Source organism: Pseudomonas syringae group sp. 243L2, from assembly GCF_032587875.1.
GTDB lineage: Bacteria > Pseudomonadota > Gammaproteobacteria > Pseudomonadales > Pseudomonadaceae > Aquipseudomonas > Aquipseudomonas amygdali.
Genome location: NZ_JAWHPL010000002.1, coordinates 101,408 through 120,897, shown reverse-complemented (window position 1 = coordinate 120,897; position 19,490 = coordinate 101,408). Strand labels below are relative to the sequence as shown.

General features: G+C 59.3%; 18 protein-coding genes and 1 pseudogene. 15 read left to right on the top strand and 4 right to left on the bottom strand.

Annotated elements, in window-relative coordinates:
• The first annotated feature begins 11 nt into the window (after positions 1–11).
• Positions 12–932: a substrate-binding domain-containing protein gene (locus tag RYB66_RS00595; RefSeq protein ID WP_005732958.1), complete on the top strand. Its 921-nt coding sequence runs from the start codon at positions 12–14 to the stop codon at positions 930–932.
• Between the two features lie 135 nt (positions 933–1,067).
• On the opposite strand, the gene RYB66_RS00590 is transcribed toward RYB66_RS00595, so the two are convergent.
• Positions 1,068–2,012, bottom strand: coding sequence for a DNA/RNA non-specific endonuclease (locus RYB66_RS00590; RefSeq protein WP_005744259.1), 945 nt, complete (start codon positions 2,010–2,012; stop codon positions 1,068–1,070).
• Between the two features lie 210 nt (positions 2,013–2,222).
• Here RYB66_RS00590 and RYB66_RS00585 point away from each other — a divergent pair, with 210 nt between their 5' ends.
• From RYB66_RS00585 to RYB66_RS00575, 3 genes are all read left to right on the top strand, one after another.
• Positions 2,223–3,836: a methyl-accepting chemotaxis protein gene (locus RYB66_RS00585; RefSeq protein ID WP_005744258.1), complete on the top strand. Its 1,614-nt coding sequence runs from the start codon at positions 2,223–2,225 to the stop codon at positions 3,834–3,836.
• 164 nt (positions 3,837–4,000) lie between these two features.
• Positions 4,001–5,797 carry a methyl-accepting chemotaxis protein gene (locus tag RYB66_RS00580; protein ID WP_316893533.1) on the top strand — a complete coding sequence of 599 codons (1,797 nt, stop codon included), beginning with the start codon at positions 4,001–4,003 and terminating at the stop codon, positions 5,795–5,797.
• Between the two features lie 106 nt (positions 5,798–5,903).
• The gene (locus tag RYB66_RS00575; RefSeq protein ID WP_029240937.1) at positions 5,904–6,215 is read left to right on the top strand and encodes a DUF6482 family protein; all 312 of its coding nucleotides are present in this window, start codon (positions 5,904–5,906) and stop codon (positions 6,213–6,215) included.
• An 8-nt stretch (positions 6,216–6,223) separates the two neighbouring features.
• On the opposite strand, the gene RYB66_RS00570 is transcribed toward RYB66_RS00575, so the two are convergent.
• The 3 genes from RYB66_RS00570 to RYB66_RS00560 form a co-directional block, all read right to left on the bottom strand.
• A complete protein-coding gene (locus RYB66_RS00570; RefSeq protein ID WP_004658073.1) occupies positions 6,224–6,622 on the bottom strand; it encodes a RidA family protein in 399 nt (132 codons plus the stop codon).
• Positions 6,623–6,699: 77 nt separating this feature from the next.
• A complete protein-coding gene (locus RYB66_RS00565; protein WP_005744254.1) occupies positions 6,700–8,673 on the bottom strand; it encodes a DNA topoisomerase III in 1,974 nt (657 codons plus the stop codon).
• 159 nt (positions 8,674–8,832) lie between these two features.
• Positions 8,833–9,660, bottom strand: coding sequence for an HDOD domain-containing protein (locus RYB66_RS00560; protein WP_005744253.1), 828 nt, complete (start codon positions 9,658–9,660; stop codon positions 8,833–8,835).
• Positions 9,661–9,993: 333 nt separating this feature from the next.
• Between RYB66_RS00560 and RYB66_RS26460 the strand changes: the two are divergent.
• The 11 genes and pseudogenes from RYB66_RS26460 to phnK all read left to right on the top strand — a co-directional run.
• Positions 9,994–11,025 (top strand): annotated as a pseudogene (locus tag RYB66_RS26460) (cache domain-containing protein); the annotation flags it as partial.
• A gap of 93 nt (positions 11,026–11,118) precedes the next feature.
• Entirely contained in the window at positions 11,119–11,883 is a 765-nt protein-coding gene (locus RYB66_RS26455; RefSeq protein ID WP_371321914.1) for a methyl-accepting chemotaxis protein, read from the top strand.
• A gap of 257 nt (positions 11,884–12,140) precedes the next feature.
• Complete coding sequence (gene phnC / locus RYB66_RS00550; protein WP_316884500.1) at positions 12,141–12,974, top strand: phosphonate ABC transporter ATP-binding protein; 834 nt, start codon at positions 12,141–12,143, stop codon at positions 12,972–12,974.
• 38 nt (positions 12,975–13,012) lie between these two features.
• Positions 13,013–14,023 carry a phosphonate ABC transporter substrate-binding protein gene (phnD, locus tag RYB66_RS00545; RefSeq protein ID WP_316893532.1) on the top strand — a complete coding sequence of 337 codons (1,011 nt, stop codon included), beginning with the start codon at positions 13,013–13,015 and terminating at the stop codon, positions 14,021–14,023.
• A gap of 28 nt (positions 14,024–14,051) precedes the next feature.
• Complete coding sequence (gene phnE, locus RYB66_RS00540) at positions 14,052–14,840, top strand: phosphonate ABC transporter, permease protein PhnE (protein ID WP_002553872.1); 789 nt, start codon at positions 14,052–14,054, stop codon at positions 14,838–14,840.
• Positions 14,841–14,876: 36 nt separating this feature from the next.
• The gene (phnF, locus tag RYB66_RS00535; protein ID WP_016981355.1) at positions 14,877–15,611 is read left to right on the top strand and encodes a phosphonate metabolism transcriptional regulator PhnF; all 735 of its coding nucleotides are present in this window, start codon (positions 14,877–14,879) and stop codon (positions 15,609–15,611) included.
• Between the two features lie 14 nt (positions 15,612–15,625).
• Positions 15,626–16,090 (top strand): phosphonate C-P lyase system protein PhnG, encoded by a 465-nt coding sequence (phnG, locus tag RYB66_RS00530; protein ID WP_005744248.1) that lies wholly within the window; start codon positions 15,626–15,628, stop codon positions 16,088–16,090.
• A complete protein-coding gene (gene phnH / locus RYB66_RS00525) occupies positions 16,090–16,686 on the top strand; it encodes a phosphonate C-P lyase system protein PhnH (protein WP_005744247.1) in 597 nt (198 codons plus the stop codon). The genes phnG and phnH overlap by 1 nt, the downstream gene beginning before the upstream one ends.
• Positions 16,686–17,765, top strand: coding sequence for a carbon-phosphorus lyase complex subunit PhnI (locus RYB66_RS00520; protein ID WP_016981356.1), 1,080 nt, complete (start codon positions 16,686–16,688; stop codon positions 17,763–17,765). Before phnH ends, RYB66_RS00520 begins: the two co-directional genes overlap by 1 nt.
• A gap of 11 nt (positions 17,766–17,776) precedes the next feature.
• On the top strand, positions 17,777–18,649 hold the full coding sequence (locus RYB66_RS00515; protein ID WP_162491491.1) for an alpha-D-ribose 1-methylphosphonate 5-phosphate C-P-lyase PhnJ: 873 nt from the start codon (positions 17,777–17,779) through the stop codon (positions 18,647–18,649).
• Positions 18,646–19,467, top strand: coding sequence for a phosphonate C-P lyase system protein PhnK (gene phnK / locus RYB66_RS00510; RefSeq protein ID WP_005744244.1), 822 nt, complete (start codon positions 18,646–18,648; stop codon positions 19,465–19,467). Before RYB66_RS00515 ends, phnK begins: the two co-directional genes overlap by 4 nt.
• Positions 19,468–19,490: the final 23 nt, after the last annotated feature.

Here is a 19,490-nt window from a genome sequence, read left to right as displayed (position 1 = left end):
GGAGTCAGAACATGAAACAGTGGTTATCGATTTCCCTGAGTGCAAGCCTGCTGGTCGCGGGCCTGGCACAGGCGGCCACGCCATTGATCGGCGTGGGTATGGCCAAGTACAACGACAATTTTCAGACCATTCTGCGCCACGGCGTGGAAAAGCAGGTGGCGCTGCTGGATGCCGACATCTTCATGGAGAACGGCCAGGACGACGTGGAGTTGCAGATGCGTCAATTCCGCAACCTGGTCAATTCGAAAGTCGACGCCATCGTTGTTGCTATGGTGAACGGCAAAAGTGCAGCGGAAATGATGCGTCTGGCCAACGAAGCCAAGGTTCCGCTGGTATTCGTCAACCGCAATCCGGAACCTGCCAAGTGGCCTGCGCTGACGGCATTTGTCGGCTCTGACGAACTGGAGTCCGGCACTTTGCAAATGGAAGAGCTGGCCCGTCGTGCCGGTTACAAGGGTAACGTGGTGATTCTGGTGGGTGATCCGAGTAACAAGTCGTCGGTCATGCGCACCGAGGACGTGGAAAAGGTGGTCGCCAAGTACCCGAACATGAAGGTCGTGCAGAAGAAAATCGGCAACTGGGAGCGCAGCCAGGCCGCGACAATCGTGATTGACTGGGTCAAGCAGGGTGTGGACTTCTCTATCGTCGCGGCTAACAACGACGAAATGGCGATCGGTGCGATCATGGGGCTGGAGAAGGCCGGAAAGAATGCCAGGGATTATCTGGTGGGCGGCATCGACGGCACCCCGGACGGCTTGAAGCTGATGGCCGAGGGCAAGATGGCCGTCAGCGTGTTTCAGGATGCGGTCGGCCAGGCCAACGGCGCAGTAGATGCCGCGCTGAGCATGGCGCGTGGCGAAACACTGGCATCTCCGGTCATTTGGGTACCCTTCAAACTCATCACCCCGGAGAATCGCCAGCAGTTCGAATAGGGCCGCGGTGTGGACTGACTGTCTTTCCAGTGAACCGCACGCGGAGCGCTCAGCGTTGTTTCAATTAGCCCGGAAGCTCGACGCTTTCCGGGCACAAGCCCACTCTACGGTATCTCAGGGCTTGTCTATAACGCGCTATAACCGGATATCCTGCGGCCCGCGAATCTGTGCTTCGATGCGTGTGCCGGTCAGGCGCTCTTCGTTGGAGAAACCATCGTAGCTGGCCAGGTCGCCGAAGCTGATGCCAGTGAGTTTTTCGATCTGCAGGACGCTGCGCTGCCAGGTTCTGAGTGGACCGAATACGATCTCCAGCTTACCCAGCTCGCTGCTCTGGTCGATCATGTAGGCACTGGCCGAAGGTTTGCCGTCGTCGCCAAGAAACGCCACGACCTTCCAGAATGCCGAAGGGATCTTGACGTTGCGGTAGCTGCGGTCGTCTTCGCGCAGCACCGGCCCGCTGAAAACGGTTACCCGGGATTTCCAGCGTCGCGTGTTCTCAAGGATGTAGTCCTCAAGTTCCAGCCATGTCTTCTGATTGAAGGCGGCCATCTGCGGTGAGCAGTTGGTGAAGTGAAAGGTATCGCTGTTGGCCGTTTCGGCTTCCTTGCCCCAATTAGGGTCCTGACGCCTGACCAGATGACCGCGATCCAGCAGATTGTCGGCGTACAGGCTTTCGCCGATCTGCGCCTCGGCAGGCAGCCTGCCATCAAAAGACCACGAATCCTTGCCACGCTTGACCTCGACGCTGCTGGCACCGTCGATATTGACACCGACATACAGAGCAAGACGCCGACTGCGGGACATGGTGATTGAAAAGTGGGTGTAATCGAGGCGATTTCCAGCGTTGTCCAGCGGATAGACATCCGGTGCCAGCTCCGCGTCGGTCGAGGGCCATGGCACGACGAAGTCACCGAGAAAATTCTCGACATACCCCTTACGTTTCTGCAATTCGCTCGCCGGTGTGGTGCGTGGCGATGCAAGAGGTTGCGGTGCAAGCAATTCGGCCGAAGGGAGCAGTGGCTTGAGGTCGGCGAGGCGTGGTCGGTAGGTGAGATCGATAGCGGGTTTTTTGTCAGACACTTGGTTGGCTCCTGCGGTGGGCGTGAGTTCATTACAGTTCACCATAGCCGCGTTACAGGTCGACGTCAGGCCGGGTAATCGATCGTTCGCGGGCACTCATACAGTAAAAAACTGTAAACGGGTTCAAGTTACGGGTAACAGGCGTCGATAAGCTCTGAATAAGAGCACTCCGCAGTTCATGTTATTTCACTGATCGCAGGGGACATCAGGATGTCGATAAAGCTACGTCTATTGTTGTTGATTGGCACCAGCGTGCTGACGGTTCTGATCATCAGTCTGGTCAACTATGTGGGCAATACGCGCACGGAGACGGCGATGATCGACAGCGAGGTCAGCATGACCGCGCTCAGCAATCATCTGGAAGCCGACATGATGCACGATGCGCTGCGTGCCGATGTGCTGTCGGCAATGCTGGTCGGCCTGGGCAAAAGCAACAGCACGCGTGAAGAGGTGCAGAAATCCCTTGATGAGCATGCTGCACATTTTCGCGCTGTGCTGAACGATAACCTCAAACTTCCCATCACCGAAGCGATCAAGGCGGAGCTGAACAGGATCAAGCCCAGCCTCGATACCTATATTGCCAGTGGCGAGCGTATTGTCGGTCTGGCTCTGGTTAATCCGGAACGAGCGCAACAGGAACTGGGCACGTTCACCAGCGCCTTCACGCAACTGGAAGAGCAGATGTCCAGTCTCAGCGACCTGATCGAGGAGAACTTCAAGGCAAGCGGCGAAGGTGCCCGTCAGGCAATCCGCAGCGCCAACATCGCTCTGGTTGTGGTGCTGGTGGCCAGTATCCTGCTGCTTCTGGTTCAGGGCCGCTGGGTAACCCGCAGCATCATGATTCCTCTTGCCTCTGCCAGCCGCATTGCCGACAGCATTGCTCACGGCAATCTCAGTGAACCAATCGCCGAGCCCCGTGGCCGTGATGAGGCCAGCATGCTGATTCGCAGTCTGGCGGTCATGCAGCGCGACCTGCGCGGGATGATCGAAGTGGTGCGCAGCAACGCGCATGGCGTCAGCGGTATGAGCCGCCAGCTCAGCAGTGGCTGCCATGAAGTGGCCGACAGCAGTCGGCAGCAGAGCTCGGCAGCGGGCACCATGTCGGCAGCGACCAGCGAGATGACGGCGAGCATCGAAGAAATCACCCGGCATGCCGGCCACGCACTGGAGATGGCAAATCAGGCTGAAACACTGGCGAAAAATGGTGGCCGGGTTATTCATCAGGTGGTCAGTGACATGGACAGCATTGCCCGCTCGGCGCAGCTGTCGGCGCAGGTTATCCGTACGCTGGACAAGGACTCGGAAGGAATTTTCAATATTATTCAGGTGATCAAGGGCATTGCCGATCAGACCAACCTGCTGGCGCTTAACGCAGCCATTGAAGCTGCACGCGCTGGCGAGCAGGGTCGAGGTTTTGCCGTAGTTGCCGACGAAGTTCGCAATCTGGCGGGGCGCACCAGCACCTCGACCCAGGAAATCACCGCGATGGTCGCTCGTATTCAGCAAAGTACCCGCGAGGCGGTGACCAGCATGGAAGCAGGCGTTGCCCAGGTCGACAAGGGCATGGCCGTCACCGCCGAAGTGCAACGCTCGATCAGCGAGATACTGGAGGCCACGTTGAGCACCACACAGCTGGTCAACGACATCACTCGCACCATTGGTGAACAGAGCCTGGCCAGTAACGAAATCGCTCACCAGGTGGAGATGATTGCCAGTATGTCCGAGGGCAATAGCCGGGTCATCGGGCAGACCGCCAGCACTACCGACGAACTTTCGGCAATGGCCGGACAGCTTTCGCAATCGGTGGATCGTTTCCGTCTTTGATATCAAATAGCCTCAGCGTGCAGTACTCTCCGGCGCATTCGACCCCCGGTCGAGTCGCGCAGGGGCATCACAGGCCTGTATCGGCCGGTTCAGCCATTGAATCTTCGGCACCGACAAGCGTTAATTTTCGTGGATGAATCATTTTTCACCCCAGGAGCAGCGACATGCAGACGTTAAAGGCCTTATACGAGTCAGTCGAAAAGCAGTTTTTCGACACACTGACCAAAAAGCTCTCGAGCCTTTTTCTGCTGGTCCTGTTCAGCGCGCTGCTGTACTGGGTGGCTCTGAACATCCGCTCTGACATCATGCTGCAACTCCACGGCACGCAACTGGATGCGACCGAATTGGGCAAAATTCAGGGCCAACTGGATGTCCTCAGCAACGCAATCCTGCTGAGCACCCTGTTTACGCTGGTCATGGTCAGTTTCATGGTCTGGTACTTCCGCCATTTGATTGTGCGTCCAGTGATGTTCATGACTCACGCACTCGAAGAAATCGCCAACGGCGAGGGCGACCTGTCCCGTGACTTGCCATTATTGACCCATGACGAAATTCGAGTGCTGGCCAGTACCTGCAATCGTTTTCTGGCCAAGCAGCGCGAGGTTATCAGCAGTATTCAGGCGCTGACGGTGCAGATCGCAGTCGAATCGGCACGCTCGCTGAAAAACATCAGTGATTCCAGCGACAGCGCGACCGATCAGGCGCGTTTCGCCAGAGAGGTGATGGACCAGAGCAATATGGCGGTGGGCAGCATTGAGGACGTCTCGCAGCAGACGCAGGGCATTTCCACGACCACTGCGCAGAACCTGAGCATGGCGCGTGACTCTTATGCCGAATTGCTGGAGGTGACTGGAAACATTAGCCAGATATCCAGCAGTCTCAATGAATTCGGTGGGCTGGTATCCGGCTTGAATGAGCGTTCTTCAAGCATCAAGTCGATTGTCGGGCTCATACAGCAGATATCCTCGCAGACCAACCTGCTCGCGCTCAATGCGGCCATCGAAGCGGCGCGGGCCGGTGAAAGCGGTCGAGGGTTTGCTGTGGTGGCGGATGAGGTGCGCACCCTGGCGCAGAACGTCAGTAAAGCCACTGACGATATCTCCCGGAACATCGACGCGATGCTTCAGGAGGTCAGCTCCACCCACGAACAGACCATTCAGATCAGCCACAGCGCCCGCGAAACCCAACAGGTCGTAGAGCGCGCATCCGGCCATTTCGAGAGCATGATCGGTGATTTCGAGTCCACCAATGACAAGTTGGCCGACATCGCTGCGCATATCCAGCAGTTCGCAACCACCAACACAGGCATCAACGAACGGGTGACGCGAATTTACTCCGACAGCCAGGCTATCGACCAGCGTATGCAGCACTCTGCTACCGCCACCCGTGACCTGTCCGGTGTAGCCGAGAAGGTTCAGGCCTTGCTGGGGCGTTTCGTGCTGGGGCATGGCGAACTGGACGCTGCCATTACCCGCGCGAGTCAGTGCCGGGACATCCTGCAGGTGCGGCTGGCCGAGCTGCACAAACAAGGCGTCAATCTGTTCGATCAGAGCTACAAGCTGATTCCTGGCACCGACCCCAAGCAGTACATGACCGGTTACACAGAACGCTTCGCACAAGTCTGTCAGGAAGAGTGCGACAAACTCACCAAGGGCACCCGGGGCGGCAAGGTCACCTTTATCGTGGATAACAAAGGTTACTGCCCGGTCAACAACAGCTGGGTGTCACTGAAACCAACCGGCGACCGTGCCGTCGACTTGCCGGTGTGCCGCAACAAGCGCATGTTCTCCGACCCGATAGGCTTGCGTGCTGCGGGCAACCAGCAGCGTTTTCTATTGCAGACCTACCTGCGTGATACCGGCGAGATCATGACCGAAATCGATGTGCCGTTCTTTTTTGAAGGGCGTCATTGGGGCAACTTGCGGATGGGCTTCGACGCGGCGCTGTTGCTGGGCAAGTGAGGCAGCGTTACTGTTGCGTCGATAAGGCATGCAACACGACTGAACGTTCGCGCCGGTAAAAGCTCCACTTCTACAAGGCGCTGATTTTCAGAACGCCACCGGAGGTGTGACTTTGAACATTCAAGATCTGACAAAACATGCGAAGGATAAAAAGGTTCGTGAACTCGATCTGATCTCCATCGAGGGCGGTTCCTATGTGCTCCATGCACAACTGGACGGCAAGTCTGTACCGGTGGAAGACTCGACTGGCAAAACCTTGCACGTTGCCTCGGTGGAAGAGGCGCGCAAGGTGCTTTCTTCGGTATCTGATGTAAAGCTGTTCCTGACCCAGGCTGTGGCTCACGACGAAATGGTCGGTCTGGGCAGCGCTCAGGCAGAGTCATCACGCCAGGAGATCCCGTTGCGCTCAAGCCACTGATCGCGATGTCAGGCGCTGCGCCTGACCGCGATGCACTTGATTTCCAGCAGCAGCCCGGGATGCGCCAGCTCGGCAACGCCGATGCAGGTCCATGCACATTGGCCCCGCGGAAATATACGGTTTTTCACGTCACGAAACACCGCCATGTGCTCGCTCATGGCTACGTGATAAGTCGTCATGTCGACTATATCGTCGAACGTGCAGCCGCCCTCAGCCAGTACCGTGCGCAGGTTTTCCCAGCAGGCGATGAACTGCGCTTCGGGGTTGAGGATGACTTCCATTTCCCGTGTGCGCCCCACCTGACCGGCGCAGTAAAGAGTGTCGCCGACTCTGACTGCGGGTGCATAGCCTGCTCGGTCCATAATCGGCTGCATGGTGGGCGGAACGATGATCTCTCGGTCTGACATGTTGTAACACCTGTTTGTAACGCTTGAGTGTGTAACACCCGACTATGCGATGGCTGATCGGGTTGTATATGAGCCAGTCATCTGGCCGCCGGTCTGGCTGTACGTCGCGGTTTTTTCGCCGCAGTGCCCGTTGCAGCAGAGGACGTAGCAGTGCTGCGCTTCGCGGTCTTGCGTTTTTTCTTCCAGGGCGGCGCAACGCCTGCCGGGCTGGCCGGGCCGCTGATGCTCATGCGCATGCCGACGCAGCGGCTGACCTGTTTGCTCATCCACGCTGCCTGTTTGGCGACGAACTCTTCAAGGCTCATTTCGCCGCTCTGTACCATGTCGAGTGCCTGTTCCCAGATCGCTGTAGTGCCTGGGTCGGCGATGGCGCGGGGGACGGCGTCGATCAGGCTGAATGCTGCGGGCGCTGCGCAGAGTGCCTTGCCCTGTTTGGTCAGATAGCCACGGTCCAGCAGGCCCTGAATGATGCCGGCGCGGGTGGCTTCGGTACCGATGCCGGTTGTGTCCTTGAGCTTTTGCTTGAGCAGCGGGTCTTCCACCAGTTTGGCGACGTTTTTCATGGCCTTGATCAGATCGCCTTCGGTAAAAGGTTTGGGCGGTTGGGTCCAGAGGTCCTTGAGGATGACCTCAGCGACGGCGCACTCGCAGCCCTGGAACAATGCCGGCAACGGCTGCGGCGCAGGCGCTTCGCGACCCTTGGCCGGTGCCAGTGCCTCGGGCATGGCACGTTTCCAGCCTGGCTCGACAATTTGTTTGCCGACCGCCCGCAGCGCATGGCCTGCGCAGTCGAAGTCGGCCTGGGTACGGTCGTATTCGTGGTTGGGCAGGAACTGCGCCAGATAGCGCGCCCTGATCAGGGTGTACACCGCTCGCGGCTTGCCGGTCAGACGCTCGACGCCGCGCACGGCAGCAGTGGGAATGATGCCGTGGTGGGCAGTCACTTTGCCGTCATTCCAGGCCCGCGATCGGCGTTGCGGGTCAAGGTGTGGCGACAGGCTGGCCAGCGTCGGGTCTGCCTTGCACAGCGCTGCGATGATACCCGCGGCTTCGCCATGCTGACTGTTCGGCAGGTAACCGCAATCGCTGCGCGGGTACGTGATGACCTTGTGTGTTTCATACAGCGACTGAGCTATATCAAGGGTTTCCTGCGCCCCAAGCCCGAGCTTTTTCGAGCAGATTTCCTGCAGGGTGCCCAGATCGAAAGGCAGCGGGGCAACTTCGCGAATCCGCTCGGTGCGCAGCTTGACCAGCCGTGCGCTGGCCGCACTGCGCATCGCTTCGGCAGCCTGTTGCGCCAGCGGCTGATTCAGGCAGCGGTCCTGATCGTCGCAGGCGTCGGACGGTGCGCGCCATTGGGCGATAAAAGCCTGATTGTCGTGCAACAGCCTGACGTCAATGGCCCAGTAGGGTGCCGGTACGAAGTTGGCGATGCTGCGATCACGGTCCACCACCAGCCGCAGGGTCGGGGTTTGTACCCGCCCGACTGGCAATACGCCCTGATAACCCGACTGGCGACCCAGCAGGGTGAACAGGCGGCTCATGTTCATGCCGATCAGCCAGTCGGCACGGGATCGACCCAGTGCCGAGTGATACAGGCTGAACGTATCGGCACCGGGTTTGAGCGCTGCCAGCGCCTTGCGGATGGAGGCGTCATCGAGTGCCGACAGCCACAAACGCTGAATCGGCCCGCGATAGCGACAGTGTTCGACCAGTTCGCGGGCGATCATCTCGCCTTCGCGGTCGGCATCGGTGGCTATCACCAGCTCTTGAGCTTCGCCCAGCAATCGCTTGACTGCCTTGAACTGGCTGGCAGTTCTCGGCTTGACGAGCATCTTCCACTTTTCCGGAATGATGGGCAGGTCTTCCAGCACCCAGCGTTTGTAACGCGCATCGTAGGCGTCGGGCGGGGCGGTTTCCAGCAAGTGGCCGATGCACCAGGTCACAGTGGCATTGGCGCCCACCCAGCAGCCGTCGCCACGCCGGGTCGCGCCGAGCGCAGCCGCAATGTCTTTGGCCTGGGAGGGTTTTTCGCAAAGAAACAGCCGCATGACTACCGTCGTCGATTACCGGTGCAAGGGCTGCAAGGATGAACGTTGAATACGCTACGGGCAAGTTTTATCTGTATGGATATACAGATAAATGAGGAGGGCCATGGGGTGAAGCACTCACGCCATGACCGCTCTTGCAGCCGCGGAGAGTGTGCCGGCTCAGCTCAACAGGTCGGAGAACGCCTTGTCGGCTTCAAGCACCGCTGGCAGCCCGGCAAACAGTGCGTCCAGATCGACTCCTTCCATCAATGGCCCGCCGCAGGCCTGCTGCGCTTGCGCAGTTGCGCCGCCGTGGGCTTCCAGTGCATCAGAGATGGTGATGGCCTGAGCGACGATCTTTGGCAGCGGTGCGTCGGCCGGAGCCTTCAGCGGTGTTGCCTGATAGGCGATAGCCTGTTTGATCAGCTCTGGCAGATGCCAGCGACTGGCCAGCTCTGCGCCTACTTCCGGGTAGCTGAAACCCAGTTGCAGGGTTTCGTTGGCTGCACGCCCCGGTGTACCGGCCTTGGCTGCGTTGTTCAAGCGCTCTGCAACGTCGGGGGCGCCGGTCTGGATCAGCAGTTCGCCGATGTTATGCATGACCCCGCAGGTAAAGGCGATTTCTGGGTCGACACCCGTCTGTTTCGCCAGCATTCGGCAGATCCCTGCCACCTGAAAGCTTTTGAGCCAGAACCCTTTGAGGTCAAAACTCGGCCCGGCTTTGAACGCGCCGGTCACTGCCGAGGCCATTACCAGGGTGCGCAGGGTGTTGAAACCCAGGCGCATGGCCGCGTCTTCGATACTGGAGGATTCTCGCGAGCCGCGAAACCGCGCCGAGTTGGCAAGGCGCAGCACCTTGGCAGCAATCACCGGGTCTTTCTCGATGTTTCGGGCAATGCTTTCCAGGTTCGAGGAAGGGTTGTCAAATTGCAGCATCAGGTCCTGAGCCACTTTGGGGATGCTCGGGAGACTGTGCAAATCGTCAAAAAGTTTTTCGATACTCAGCATGGCAAGACCATCCTCTGCACGGCGGGGATGAGTTCACCATAGCCAGTTTTTCCGGCTCTGCACGTTTCACCGTCGATTGTGGGAGACAGGTCTCAGCACGCTTTGAAAAAAATAATCAAGGACTCGTCCATCGCGGCCGATATGGCGATACAAGCGTCTCTGTAAGGTTTCGGTACCTGAACCTGCCTGATGATCGACATGGCAGGTGCTGGTGTATCGACTCCGGTTGCTGAACGGCCTGTAGGTTGTTACGTGAAAAGGACGGCACAGTTGGAAGTTTGATTGGCGATTCAGAGATCGTCCTTATTGGTTTTTGCCGTGGAAGTAACCGCTATGAAAAGTCTGGGTTTCAGCAAGAAAATTCTTCTCGCCGCCGCATTGATTGTGGTTGTCGCGTTCAGTGTGTTCATTGTCATCAATGACTATCGACAACGTCAGTCGCTCAAATCCAGCGTCAGGTCCGAGTTGCAACAACTGGGTACGCTCACCACGCAGAACATCCAGACCTGGCTGGAAAGCCGCATGCAATTGCTGCAATCGATGTCGCAGCAAGTCGCCGCGGATGGCAAGGAGCTGCCACAGTTGCAGCGCGCCATTGGCCTGCCTGCCTACAGCGAAAGTTTTCAGTTGAGTTACTTTGGCAGCACCGATGGCGTGATGTTCTCGGTGCCGTCGGCCAATCGCCCCGCTGACTACGATCCGCGTGCACGTGGCTGGTACAAGGCGGCACAGAATGCGCCCGGCACCATTGTGACCGAACCCTACATCGCGGCATCTTCCGGCAAGCTGGTCATGACCATGGCCACACCGGTCAAGTTTCAGAATCAGTTCGTGGGCGTGGCCGGTGCTGATATCGCTCTGGACAACGTCACCAAGATCATCAACTCGCTGAACTTTGATGGCCATGGTTATGCGTTTCTGGTCAGTGCCGACGGCAAGATTCTGGTGCACCCGGACAGCAAACTGGTGCTCAAGAACATCAGTGAAGCCTACCCGACCAACACTCCGAAAATTGCTGCCGGGGTGAGTGAAATCGACTCCGGTAAAAAGCCGGAGATCATTTCCTTCACGCCCGTTCAAGGTGTCTCGACGGCCAACTGGTACGTGGCACTGGTACTGGAGCAGGATTCCGCCTACGCCATGTTGACCGAGTTCCGTACCTCGGCCATCACTGCGATGGTGGTTGTGGTGATGGTGATCATCCTGCTGCTGGGCCTGTTGATCCGGGTGTTGATGCAACCCTTGCATCAGATGGGCCGCGCGATGCGTGATATCGCCGATGGCGAGGGCGATTTGACCAAGCGTCTGGCCATCACATCGCAGGACGAATTCGGTGCCCTGGCGCAATCGTTCAACCATTTTGTCGAACGTATCCATACCTCGATCCGCGAAGTGGCCTCGACTGCCGCGCAACTGGGGGCGGTGGCCACACAAGTGGTCAAGGTCTCCAACGCGTCGATGGACAACTCCGACCAGCAGGCCAACCGCACTGAAAGCGTGGCAGCGGCGATCAACGAATTGGGTGCCGCTGCCCAGGAAATCGCCCAGAATGCTGCGCGCACCTCGCAGCAGTCGAGCGATGCGAGCGGCCTGGCCAGCGACGGCCAGAACGTTGTGCAGCAGACCATCAAGGCCATGAACGAGCTGTCCGGCAAGATCAGCGAGTCGTGCGTGAACATCGAAAGCCTGAATGGCAAGACCGCCAACATCGGGCAGATTCTCGAAGTGATCACCAGCATTTCCCAGCAGACCAACCTGCTGGCGCTCAACGCGGCCATCGAGGCGGCGCGTGCCGGTGAAGCCGGGCGCGGGTTTGCCGTGGTGGCTGACGAGGTGCGTAACCTTGCGCACCGCACTCAGGATTCGGCGCAACAAGTGCAGAAGATGATTGAAGAGCTGCAGGTCGGCGCTCGTGAAGCGGTGGTCAACATGACTGAAAGCCAGCGTCAGAGCGAGGACAGCGTAGGCATCGCCAATCTCGCTGGCGAGCGCCTGGGCAGCGTGACCCGACGCATCGAAGAGATCAACGGCATGAACCAGTCGGTGGCCGCAGCAACGGAGGAGCAGACCTCGGTGGTGGAGTCGATCAATGTCGACATCACTCATATCAACACCCTCAACCAGCTGGGCGTCGACAACCTGCGCCAGACCCTGGACGCCTGCAACTCGCTGGAAGAGCAGGCTGCCCGCTTGCAGCAACTGGTCGGCAGCTTCCGGATCTGATCCGGCAGCTGTCTGTACCAAGCGAAGGGCTCATCGTGATGTACAGGTCCCGATGGGCCTGTAAATAGGGCTCAAACCACGATGATGATCGTTACCACGCTCCGCGTGGTAATGCATTTTGTGACGCTGCAACACCTTCTGCGACAAACTGTTATCAGCTAGTCACTCACGGTTCATGAGGCTGCAACAACAAAGGTTCAGTTTGGTTGACAACCGAATACGACCTGTCCCGGGTCGTGCGCAGACCGAGAAGCCTCATGAACGATGCCATTCATGTACAGGGCCTGAACAAGACCTTCTCGCACAAAAGTGCGCTGGTTGACCTTGCGTTGTCTATACAACCTGGTGAGATGGTTGCGCTGATTGGCGCTTCCGGCTCTGGCAAATCAACCTTGCTGCGCCATCTTGCCGGCCTGGCGTGCTGTGATCGCAGCAATGGCGGTCAGGTTCAGGTGCTGGGGCGCGAGGTTCAGTCGTCCGGTCGTCTCAACGGTCAGGTGCGACGTCTGCGCGCCGATATCGGCTATATCTTCCAGCAATTCAATCTGGTCAATCGCCTCAGTGTGCTGGACAACGTTTTGCTCGGTTGTCTGGGACGCATGCCGCGCTGGCGCGGCAGTCTGGCGCTGTTCAATCGCGAGGAAAAACAGCGTGCGATGGCCGCGCTGGACAGGGTAGGGCTGGCAGATCTTTCCACCCAGCGGGCTTCGACCCTGTCTGGCGGCCAGCAGCAACGAGTGGCGATTGCTCGTGCCTTGACCCAGCGCGCCGAAGTGATCCTTGCCGACGAACCGATTGCCTCGCTGGACCCCGAATCGGCCCGCAGGGTCATGGAAATTCTTGCCGACATCAATCGCAGCGATGGCAAGACCGTCGTCGTCACCTTGCATCAGGTGGATTACGCGGTGCGCTATTGCCCGCGTGCCGTGGCCCTCAAGGGCGGGCGGATCCATTTTGATGGCCTGGCGCAGGATCTCAGCAAACAGTTCCTCAATGACCTCTACGGTGCAGACGCGGACGCGAGCCTGATGATCACCGAACGAAGCCGTCGCGTTCGGCAGAAGCCGCGTCTGGAACTGGCCAAAGTCTGAAGCTTTTCAACATCACCCTATTTATCAGGAGAGCCTGCATGTTCAAGCGTATCGGTCGTCTTCTCGCCTCTGCCGCCTTGCTGACCGCCTGCGCGTTGGGCACGGTCCAGGCTGCAGAAGAAAAAGCCATCAATTTCGGCATCATGTCCACCGAGTCATCGCAGAACCTGAAAAGTATCTCGCAGCCGTTTCTCGATGACATGAGCCGCAAAACCGGTCTGAAGGTCAATGCCACCTTTGCCTCGGACTACGCCGGTCTGATTCAGGGCATGCGCTTCAACAAGGTCGATGTGGCCTGGCTGGGCAACAAGGCCGCGATGGAAGCGGTAGACCGCTCCAATGGCGAGATCTTTGCCCAGACGTCTGCCGCCAACGGCGATGCGGGCTACTGGAGCCTGTTGATCGTGCGCAAGGACAGCCCGATCAACTCCGTCGAAGACATGCTCAAGAACGCCAAGAGTCTGACCTTCGGCAACGGTGACCCGAACTCCACGTCGGGTTATCTGGTGCCTGGCTATTACGTATTTGCCAAAAACCACGTGGATGCCTCCACCGCCTTCAAGCGCACCTTGAACTCCAGCCATGAGGTCAATGCCCTGAGTGTTGCCAAAGGTCAGCTGGATGTCGCGACCTTCAATACCGAAAGCTGGGACCGCCTGGCCGTGACTCAACCGGACAAGGTCGAGCAATTGAAGGTGATCTGGAAGTCGCCGCTGATTCCAGCCGACCCGATTGTCTGGAGCAAAGCTCTGTCGGACGAAAACAAGGCGAAGATCCGTGATTTCTTCGCCGATTATGGCAATACCGCTGAAGAGAAAACCGTCCTGAAGAACATGCAGATGGGCAAGTTCCTCAAGTCCAGCGACGACCAGTTGTTGCCTATTCGCCAGCTTGAGCTGTTCAAACAGCGTACTGAGGTGGCCGCCAGCACCACGCTGGATGCTCAGGAGAAAGCGACCCGCCTCAAGGACATCGACGCCAGCCTGAACAAGTTGCAGGAGCGCATCACCGAGCTGAACCAGAAAACGGCAGACAGCTCTGCAGGTTGAGCCAATCGATCACTATCAGGAGTTCGCCATGACCACTCAAGTTGCCTATGCCCAGGCTGCGGGCAAGCCCAACTGGTCTCGTTACCTGGGTTGGGGGCTGTTGCTTGCGGCACTGGCCTGGGCCTGGCAGGGCGCGGAAATGAACCCGATGACGCTGGTTCGAGACTCGTCGAACATGGCGACCTTCGCCGCCGATTTCTTCCCGCCGGACTTCCGTGAGTGGCGCAGCTACCTCAAGGAAATGCTGGTGACCATCCAGATTGCCCTGTGGGGTACGGCGCTGGCGATTGTCTGTTCGATACCGCTGGGCGTTCTTTGCGCCGAGAACATCACGCCGTGGTGGATTCACCTGCCATTGCGGCGCTGCATGGACGCCTTTCGCTCGATCAATGAGATGGTTTTTGCGATGTTGTTTGTGGTCGCGGTCGGGCTTGGGCCGTTTGCCGGGGTGCTGGCGCTCTGGATCAGTACCACCGGTGTGCTAGCCAAGCTGTTCGCCGAAGCCGTCGAGGCCATAGAGCCTGGTCCTGTCGAAGGGGTACGTGCGACCGGTGCCAGTGCTTTACAGGAAGTGATCTACGGTGTAATTCCTCAGGTTATGCCGCTATGGATCTCCTATGCTTTATACCGGTTCGAATCCAATGTGCGCTCGGCGACCGTGGTGGGCATGGTCGGTGCAGGCGGCATCGGGGTCATTCTCTGGGAGAATATCCGGGCCTTTGCGTTCGTCCAGACCAGCGCCGTGCTGCTGGTGATCATCGTTGTGGTAAGCGTCATCGACATCATGTCGCAGCGCCTGCGCAAGCAATTCATCTGACAGAAGAGGGGTGTTCAATGAACACTTTTTTTAATCATGCAGTTGTCTAGACAAGCTGAGCCGATGTACCTCGAACTGGCTGAAACCCTGCGCGATGAGCTGGTCTCGTATCGGCCCGGCGATTATCTGCCTGCCGAGTTTCAGTTGGCCGAACGCTTCTGTGTCAACCGCCATACGATCCGCCGAGCGGTCGATGAACTGGTCCGTGAGGGCAGTGTGTTGCGACGCCAGGGCAAGGGCACGCAAGTGCTGGAACGTCCGTTGATCTACCCGATGCAGGCCGACAGCGCCTACAGCCAGTCACTGTCGGCACAAGGCATCGGCGTGGAAGCGATTCTGCTGTTGCGCCGCGAATGCCTCGCCAGTCACGAAGATGCGCGGCATCTGGGGCTGGCCGAGCATGCGCCGCTGATCGAAATGCAGACGTTACGCAAGCTGGATGGCCAGCCTGTGAGCCTGATCTGCCATCGCTACAGCGCCCGCTACAGCGATGTGCTGGCTGACTATCAGGGTGGCTCGGTTCGCCAGTATCTGGCTGAGCGCGAGTTGCCGCTGAGCCGCGCGCAGAGCCTGATCGGAGCCCGCCTGCCGTCCCGTGAAGAGGCCGGGCTGCTGCTGATGCCCCGGCACATGCCGGCGCTGACGGTGTTGACGGTTTCGTGTGACCGATCGGGGCGGCCGGTGGAGCTTTCCCGCTCGGCCAGCCGCTGCGACCGCTTCCAGTATCAGGTGGCGTTCAACCAGATCGCCGTCACCCCAACGACTGACTGACATCGAGGTGTTCCATGCAAGCAACCCCTGAAACGGCCGCGCGGCAGCACTGGATGGGCGTACTGGCGCGCGCCCTTGTCGATGAGCCGAGCCGCGAACAGTTGCAGCGTCACGAGGCGGCGTTGCGCGACACCGATTACCAGATAATCCGTGCCCCGGAAATCGGCATGACCCTGGTGCGTGGTCGCATGGGCGGCACCGGTTCGGCGTTCAATCTTGGCGAGATGAGCGTTACCCGCTGCGTGGTCCGTCTGGCCGATGGGCGCACGGGTTACAGCTACCTGGCCGGACGCGACAAGCGCCATGCCGAACTGGCGGCGCTGGCTGATGCCCATTTGCAAGGCGCGCAACAGGCCTGGTGGCTATCCGAACTGATCGAGCCCCTGGCGCGTGCGCAAGCCGAGCGTCGGGCACGCAAGGACGCAGAAGCCGCTGCAACCAAAGTGGAATTCTTTACCCTGGTCCGAGGAGAAGACTGATGAATGCCGTCCTTCTGCAACCTGCCTTCACCGATCCGGTGCTGGATGCCCAGCGCAGTTTTCGCATAGCTCTCAAGGCTTTGTGCGGTCCGGGTGTGATCCAGACCCTGCCCACCAGACATCAGCCGCCTGCCTTGCAGGGCCTGGACAGTGCCACTCATGCCTTGTGCCTGGCGCTGCTGGACCTGGACACTCCGCTCTGGCTTGCCCCTGAGTTTGATACCCCGGCGATTCGCGCGAATATTGCCTTTCATTGCGGCAGCCCGATTGTCACTGACCGGAGTGCTGCCCGTTTCGCGTTGCTCGATGCGTCGACTGTCGGGGACCTGCACGGTTTCGATACCGGCAACGACCGTTACCCTGATCAGTCCTGCACCTTGCTGATTCAGTTGCCAGGCCTGCAAGGCGGACAGACCCTTGCCTGGAGCGGTCCCGGCATCGAGCAGCAAAATTCTGTGGCCTTGCCGCTGGACGAAGCGTTCTGGACCGAGCGTGAAGCACGGAATGTCTTCCCCTGTGGGCTGGACGTGTTCTTTGTGTCGGGCAACCAGATGCTCGGCTTGCCACGCAGCACCCGCGTGCAGGAGTGTGCCTGATGTACGTCGCCGTGAAGGGTGGCGAACAGGCCATCGATAACGCCCACCGCCTGTTGGCCAACAAGCGCCGTGGCGATACAAGCATTGCCGAGCTCGATGTCGAGCAGATCCGCCAGCAGTTGCCACTGGCGGTTGCGCGAGTCATGAGCGAGGGTTCGCTGTACGACCCGCCGCTGGCCGCACTGGCGATCAAGCAATCGGCGGGGGATTTGATCGAAGCGATCTTTCTGCTGCGCGCCTACCGAACGACGCTGACGCGTTTTTGCGCCAGCGTGCCCATCGACACCTCGAACATGCAGCTCAACCGGCGCTTGTCTGCCACGTTCAAGGACGTCCCCGGCGGGCAATTGCTGGGCCCGACATTTGACTACACCCACCGCCTGCTGGATTTCACCTTGCTGGCCGAAGGCGAGCACCCTGGCCCGGACGTGGCGCCGGATGCAACGCTGCAACCCTGCCCGCGAGTGCTGGGGTTGCTGGCCAAAGAAGGGTTGATCAAACCTGAAGTGGACGATGGCGAGAGCGTCGCGGACATCACCCGCGAACCGCTGGAGTATCCGTCCAGTCGTGCCCAGCGTTTGCAGGCGCTGGCCCGTGGCGATGAGGGTTTCCTGCTGGCGCTGGGTTATTCGACCCAACGTGGTTACGGCCGCAACCATCCGTTCGCCGGGGAAATCCGCATCGGCGAGGTAGAGGTCTGGATAGAGCCTGAAGAACTGGGTTTTTCGATTGTGATCGGCGACATCGAAGTGACCGAGTGCGAGATGGTCAACCAGTTCGTCGGCTCGGCCAGCGAACCTGCGCAGTTCACCCGTGGCTACGGCCTGGCATTCGGCAACGCAGAGCGCAAGGCAATGGGCATGGCGCTGGTGGACCGCTCGTTGCGCGCCGGGGAATTCAACGAAGAAGTCCGCTCGCCGGCCCAGCAGGAAGAGTTCGTGCTGGCGCATTGCGACAACGTCGAGGCGGCCGGTTTTGTCTCGCACCTCAAGCTGCCGCATTACGTGGACTTCCAGTCCGAGCTGGAGTTGATCCGCAAGCTGCGCAAGTCCGCACCGCAACCGGAGAGCGACCAATGACTAATGCACCGATGAACACCGCAGAGCAAAGGTCCGCACGGGATGACGCCTACAACTTCGCGTATCTGGACGAGCAGACCAAACGCATGATTCGCCGTGCCTTGCTCAAGGCGGTAGCGATTCCCGGTTATCAGGTACCGTTCGGCGGGCGCGAGATGCCGCTGCCTTATGGTTGGGGCACCGGCGGGATGCAGCTGACCGCTGCGATCCTGGGTGCCGATGATGTGCTCAAGGTCATCGACCAGGGCGCTGACGACACCACCAACGCAGTCTCGATCAGGCGTTTCTTTGCCCGTACGGCCGGTATCGCCACCACCGAGCGCACCCCCGAGGCGACTGTCATCCAGACCCGTCACCGCATTCCGGAAACACCGTTGCACGCCGATCAGATCATGGTCTATCAGGTGCCGATTCCCGAGCCGCTGCGTTTCATCGAGCCTTCGGAAACCGAGACCCGCACCATGCACGCGCTGGACGATTACGGCGTCATGCACGTCAAGCTCTACGAAGACATCGCTACCTTCGGCCACATCGCTACCAGTTACGCCTACCCGGTGATGGTCGATGAGCGTTACGTGATGGACCCGTCGCCGATCCCTAAATTCGACAACCCCAAGCTGCACATGAGCCCTGCGCTGATGCTGTTTGGTGCGGGACGGGAAAAGCGTCTGTATGCCGTACCGCCGTTTACCCGGGTGGTAAGTCTGGACTTTGAAGATCACCCGTTTGAAGTGCAGCGCTGGGAGCAGTCCTGCGCAATCTGCGGCAGCCATGAGTCCTTTCTCGACGAGCTGATTCTCGACGATGCCGGGACGCAGAGCTTTGTCTGCTCCGACACCGATTACTGCGCCCAGCGCGTCAAGCAGCAGGAGAACGACCGATGATCAGTGCACGTTCGTTGGACGCGGCGGGCGGGCGCCTTCCTGACGCTGTGCAGCCGCTGCTCAAGGTACGCGGCTTGACTCGCCTGTACGGTGTGCAGAAGGGCTGTCAGGACGTCAGTTTCGATCTGTACCCCGGCGAAGTGCTGGGCATCGTTGGCGAGTCCGGCTCGGGGAAGTCCACGCTGCTGTCGCTGTTGAGCGGGCGCTGCCCGCCGGATCGCGGCAACATCGATTATCGAAGCAAGGATGGCAACTGGTTTGATTTGTACAGTTCCAGTGAGGCGCAACGTCGCACCTTGTTACGTACCGAGTGGGGCTTTGTCGAGCAGAACCCGCGTGACGGTTTGCGCATGGGCGTCTCTGCCGGAGCCAATATCGGCGAGCGCCTGATGGCCCAGGGCGTGCGCAATTATCAGCAATTGCGCAGTGCAGCGCTGGATTGGCTGAGCCAGGTCGAGATCGACCCGCTGCGCATTGATGATCTGCCGCGCACATTTTCCGGCGGCATGCAGCAACGCCTGCAAATCGCCCGCAACCTGGTGTCCAGCCCCAGACTGGTGTTCATGGACGAACCCACCGGCGGGCTGGACGTGTCGGTGCAGGCGCGGTTGCTCGACCTGTTGCGTGGTCTGGTTCGAGAGCTGGACCTGGCCGTGGTCATCGTCACTCACGACCTGGCGGTCGCACGGTTGCTGGCTGATCGGCTGATGGTCATGCGTCGCTCGGAAGTGGTCGAAAGCGGCCTGACTGACCAGATTCTCGATGACCCGCAGCATCCGTATTCACAACTGCTGGTGTCCTCGGTATTGCAGCCATGAGCCGCACTGTCCGAACAGCCTGT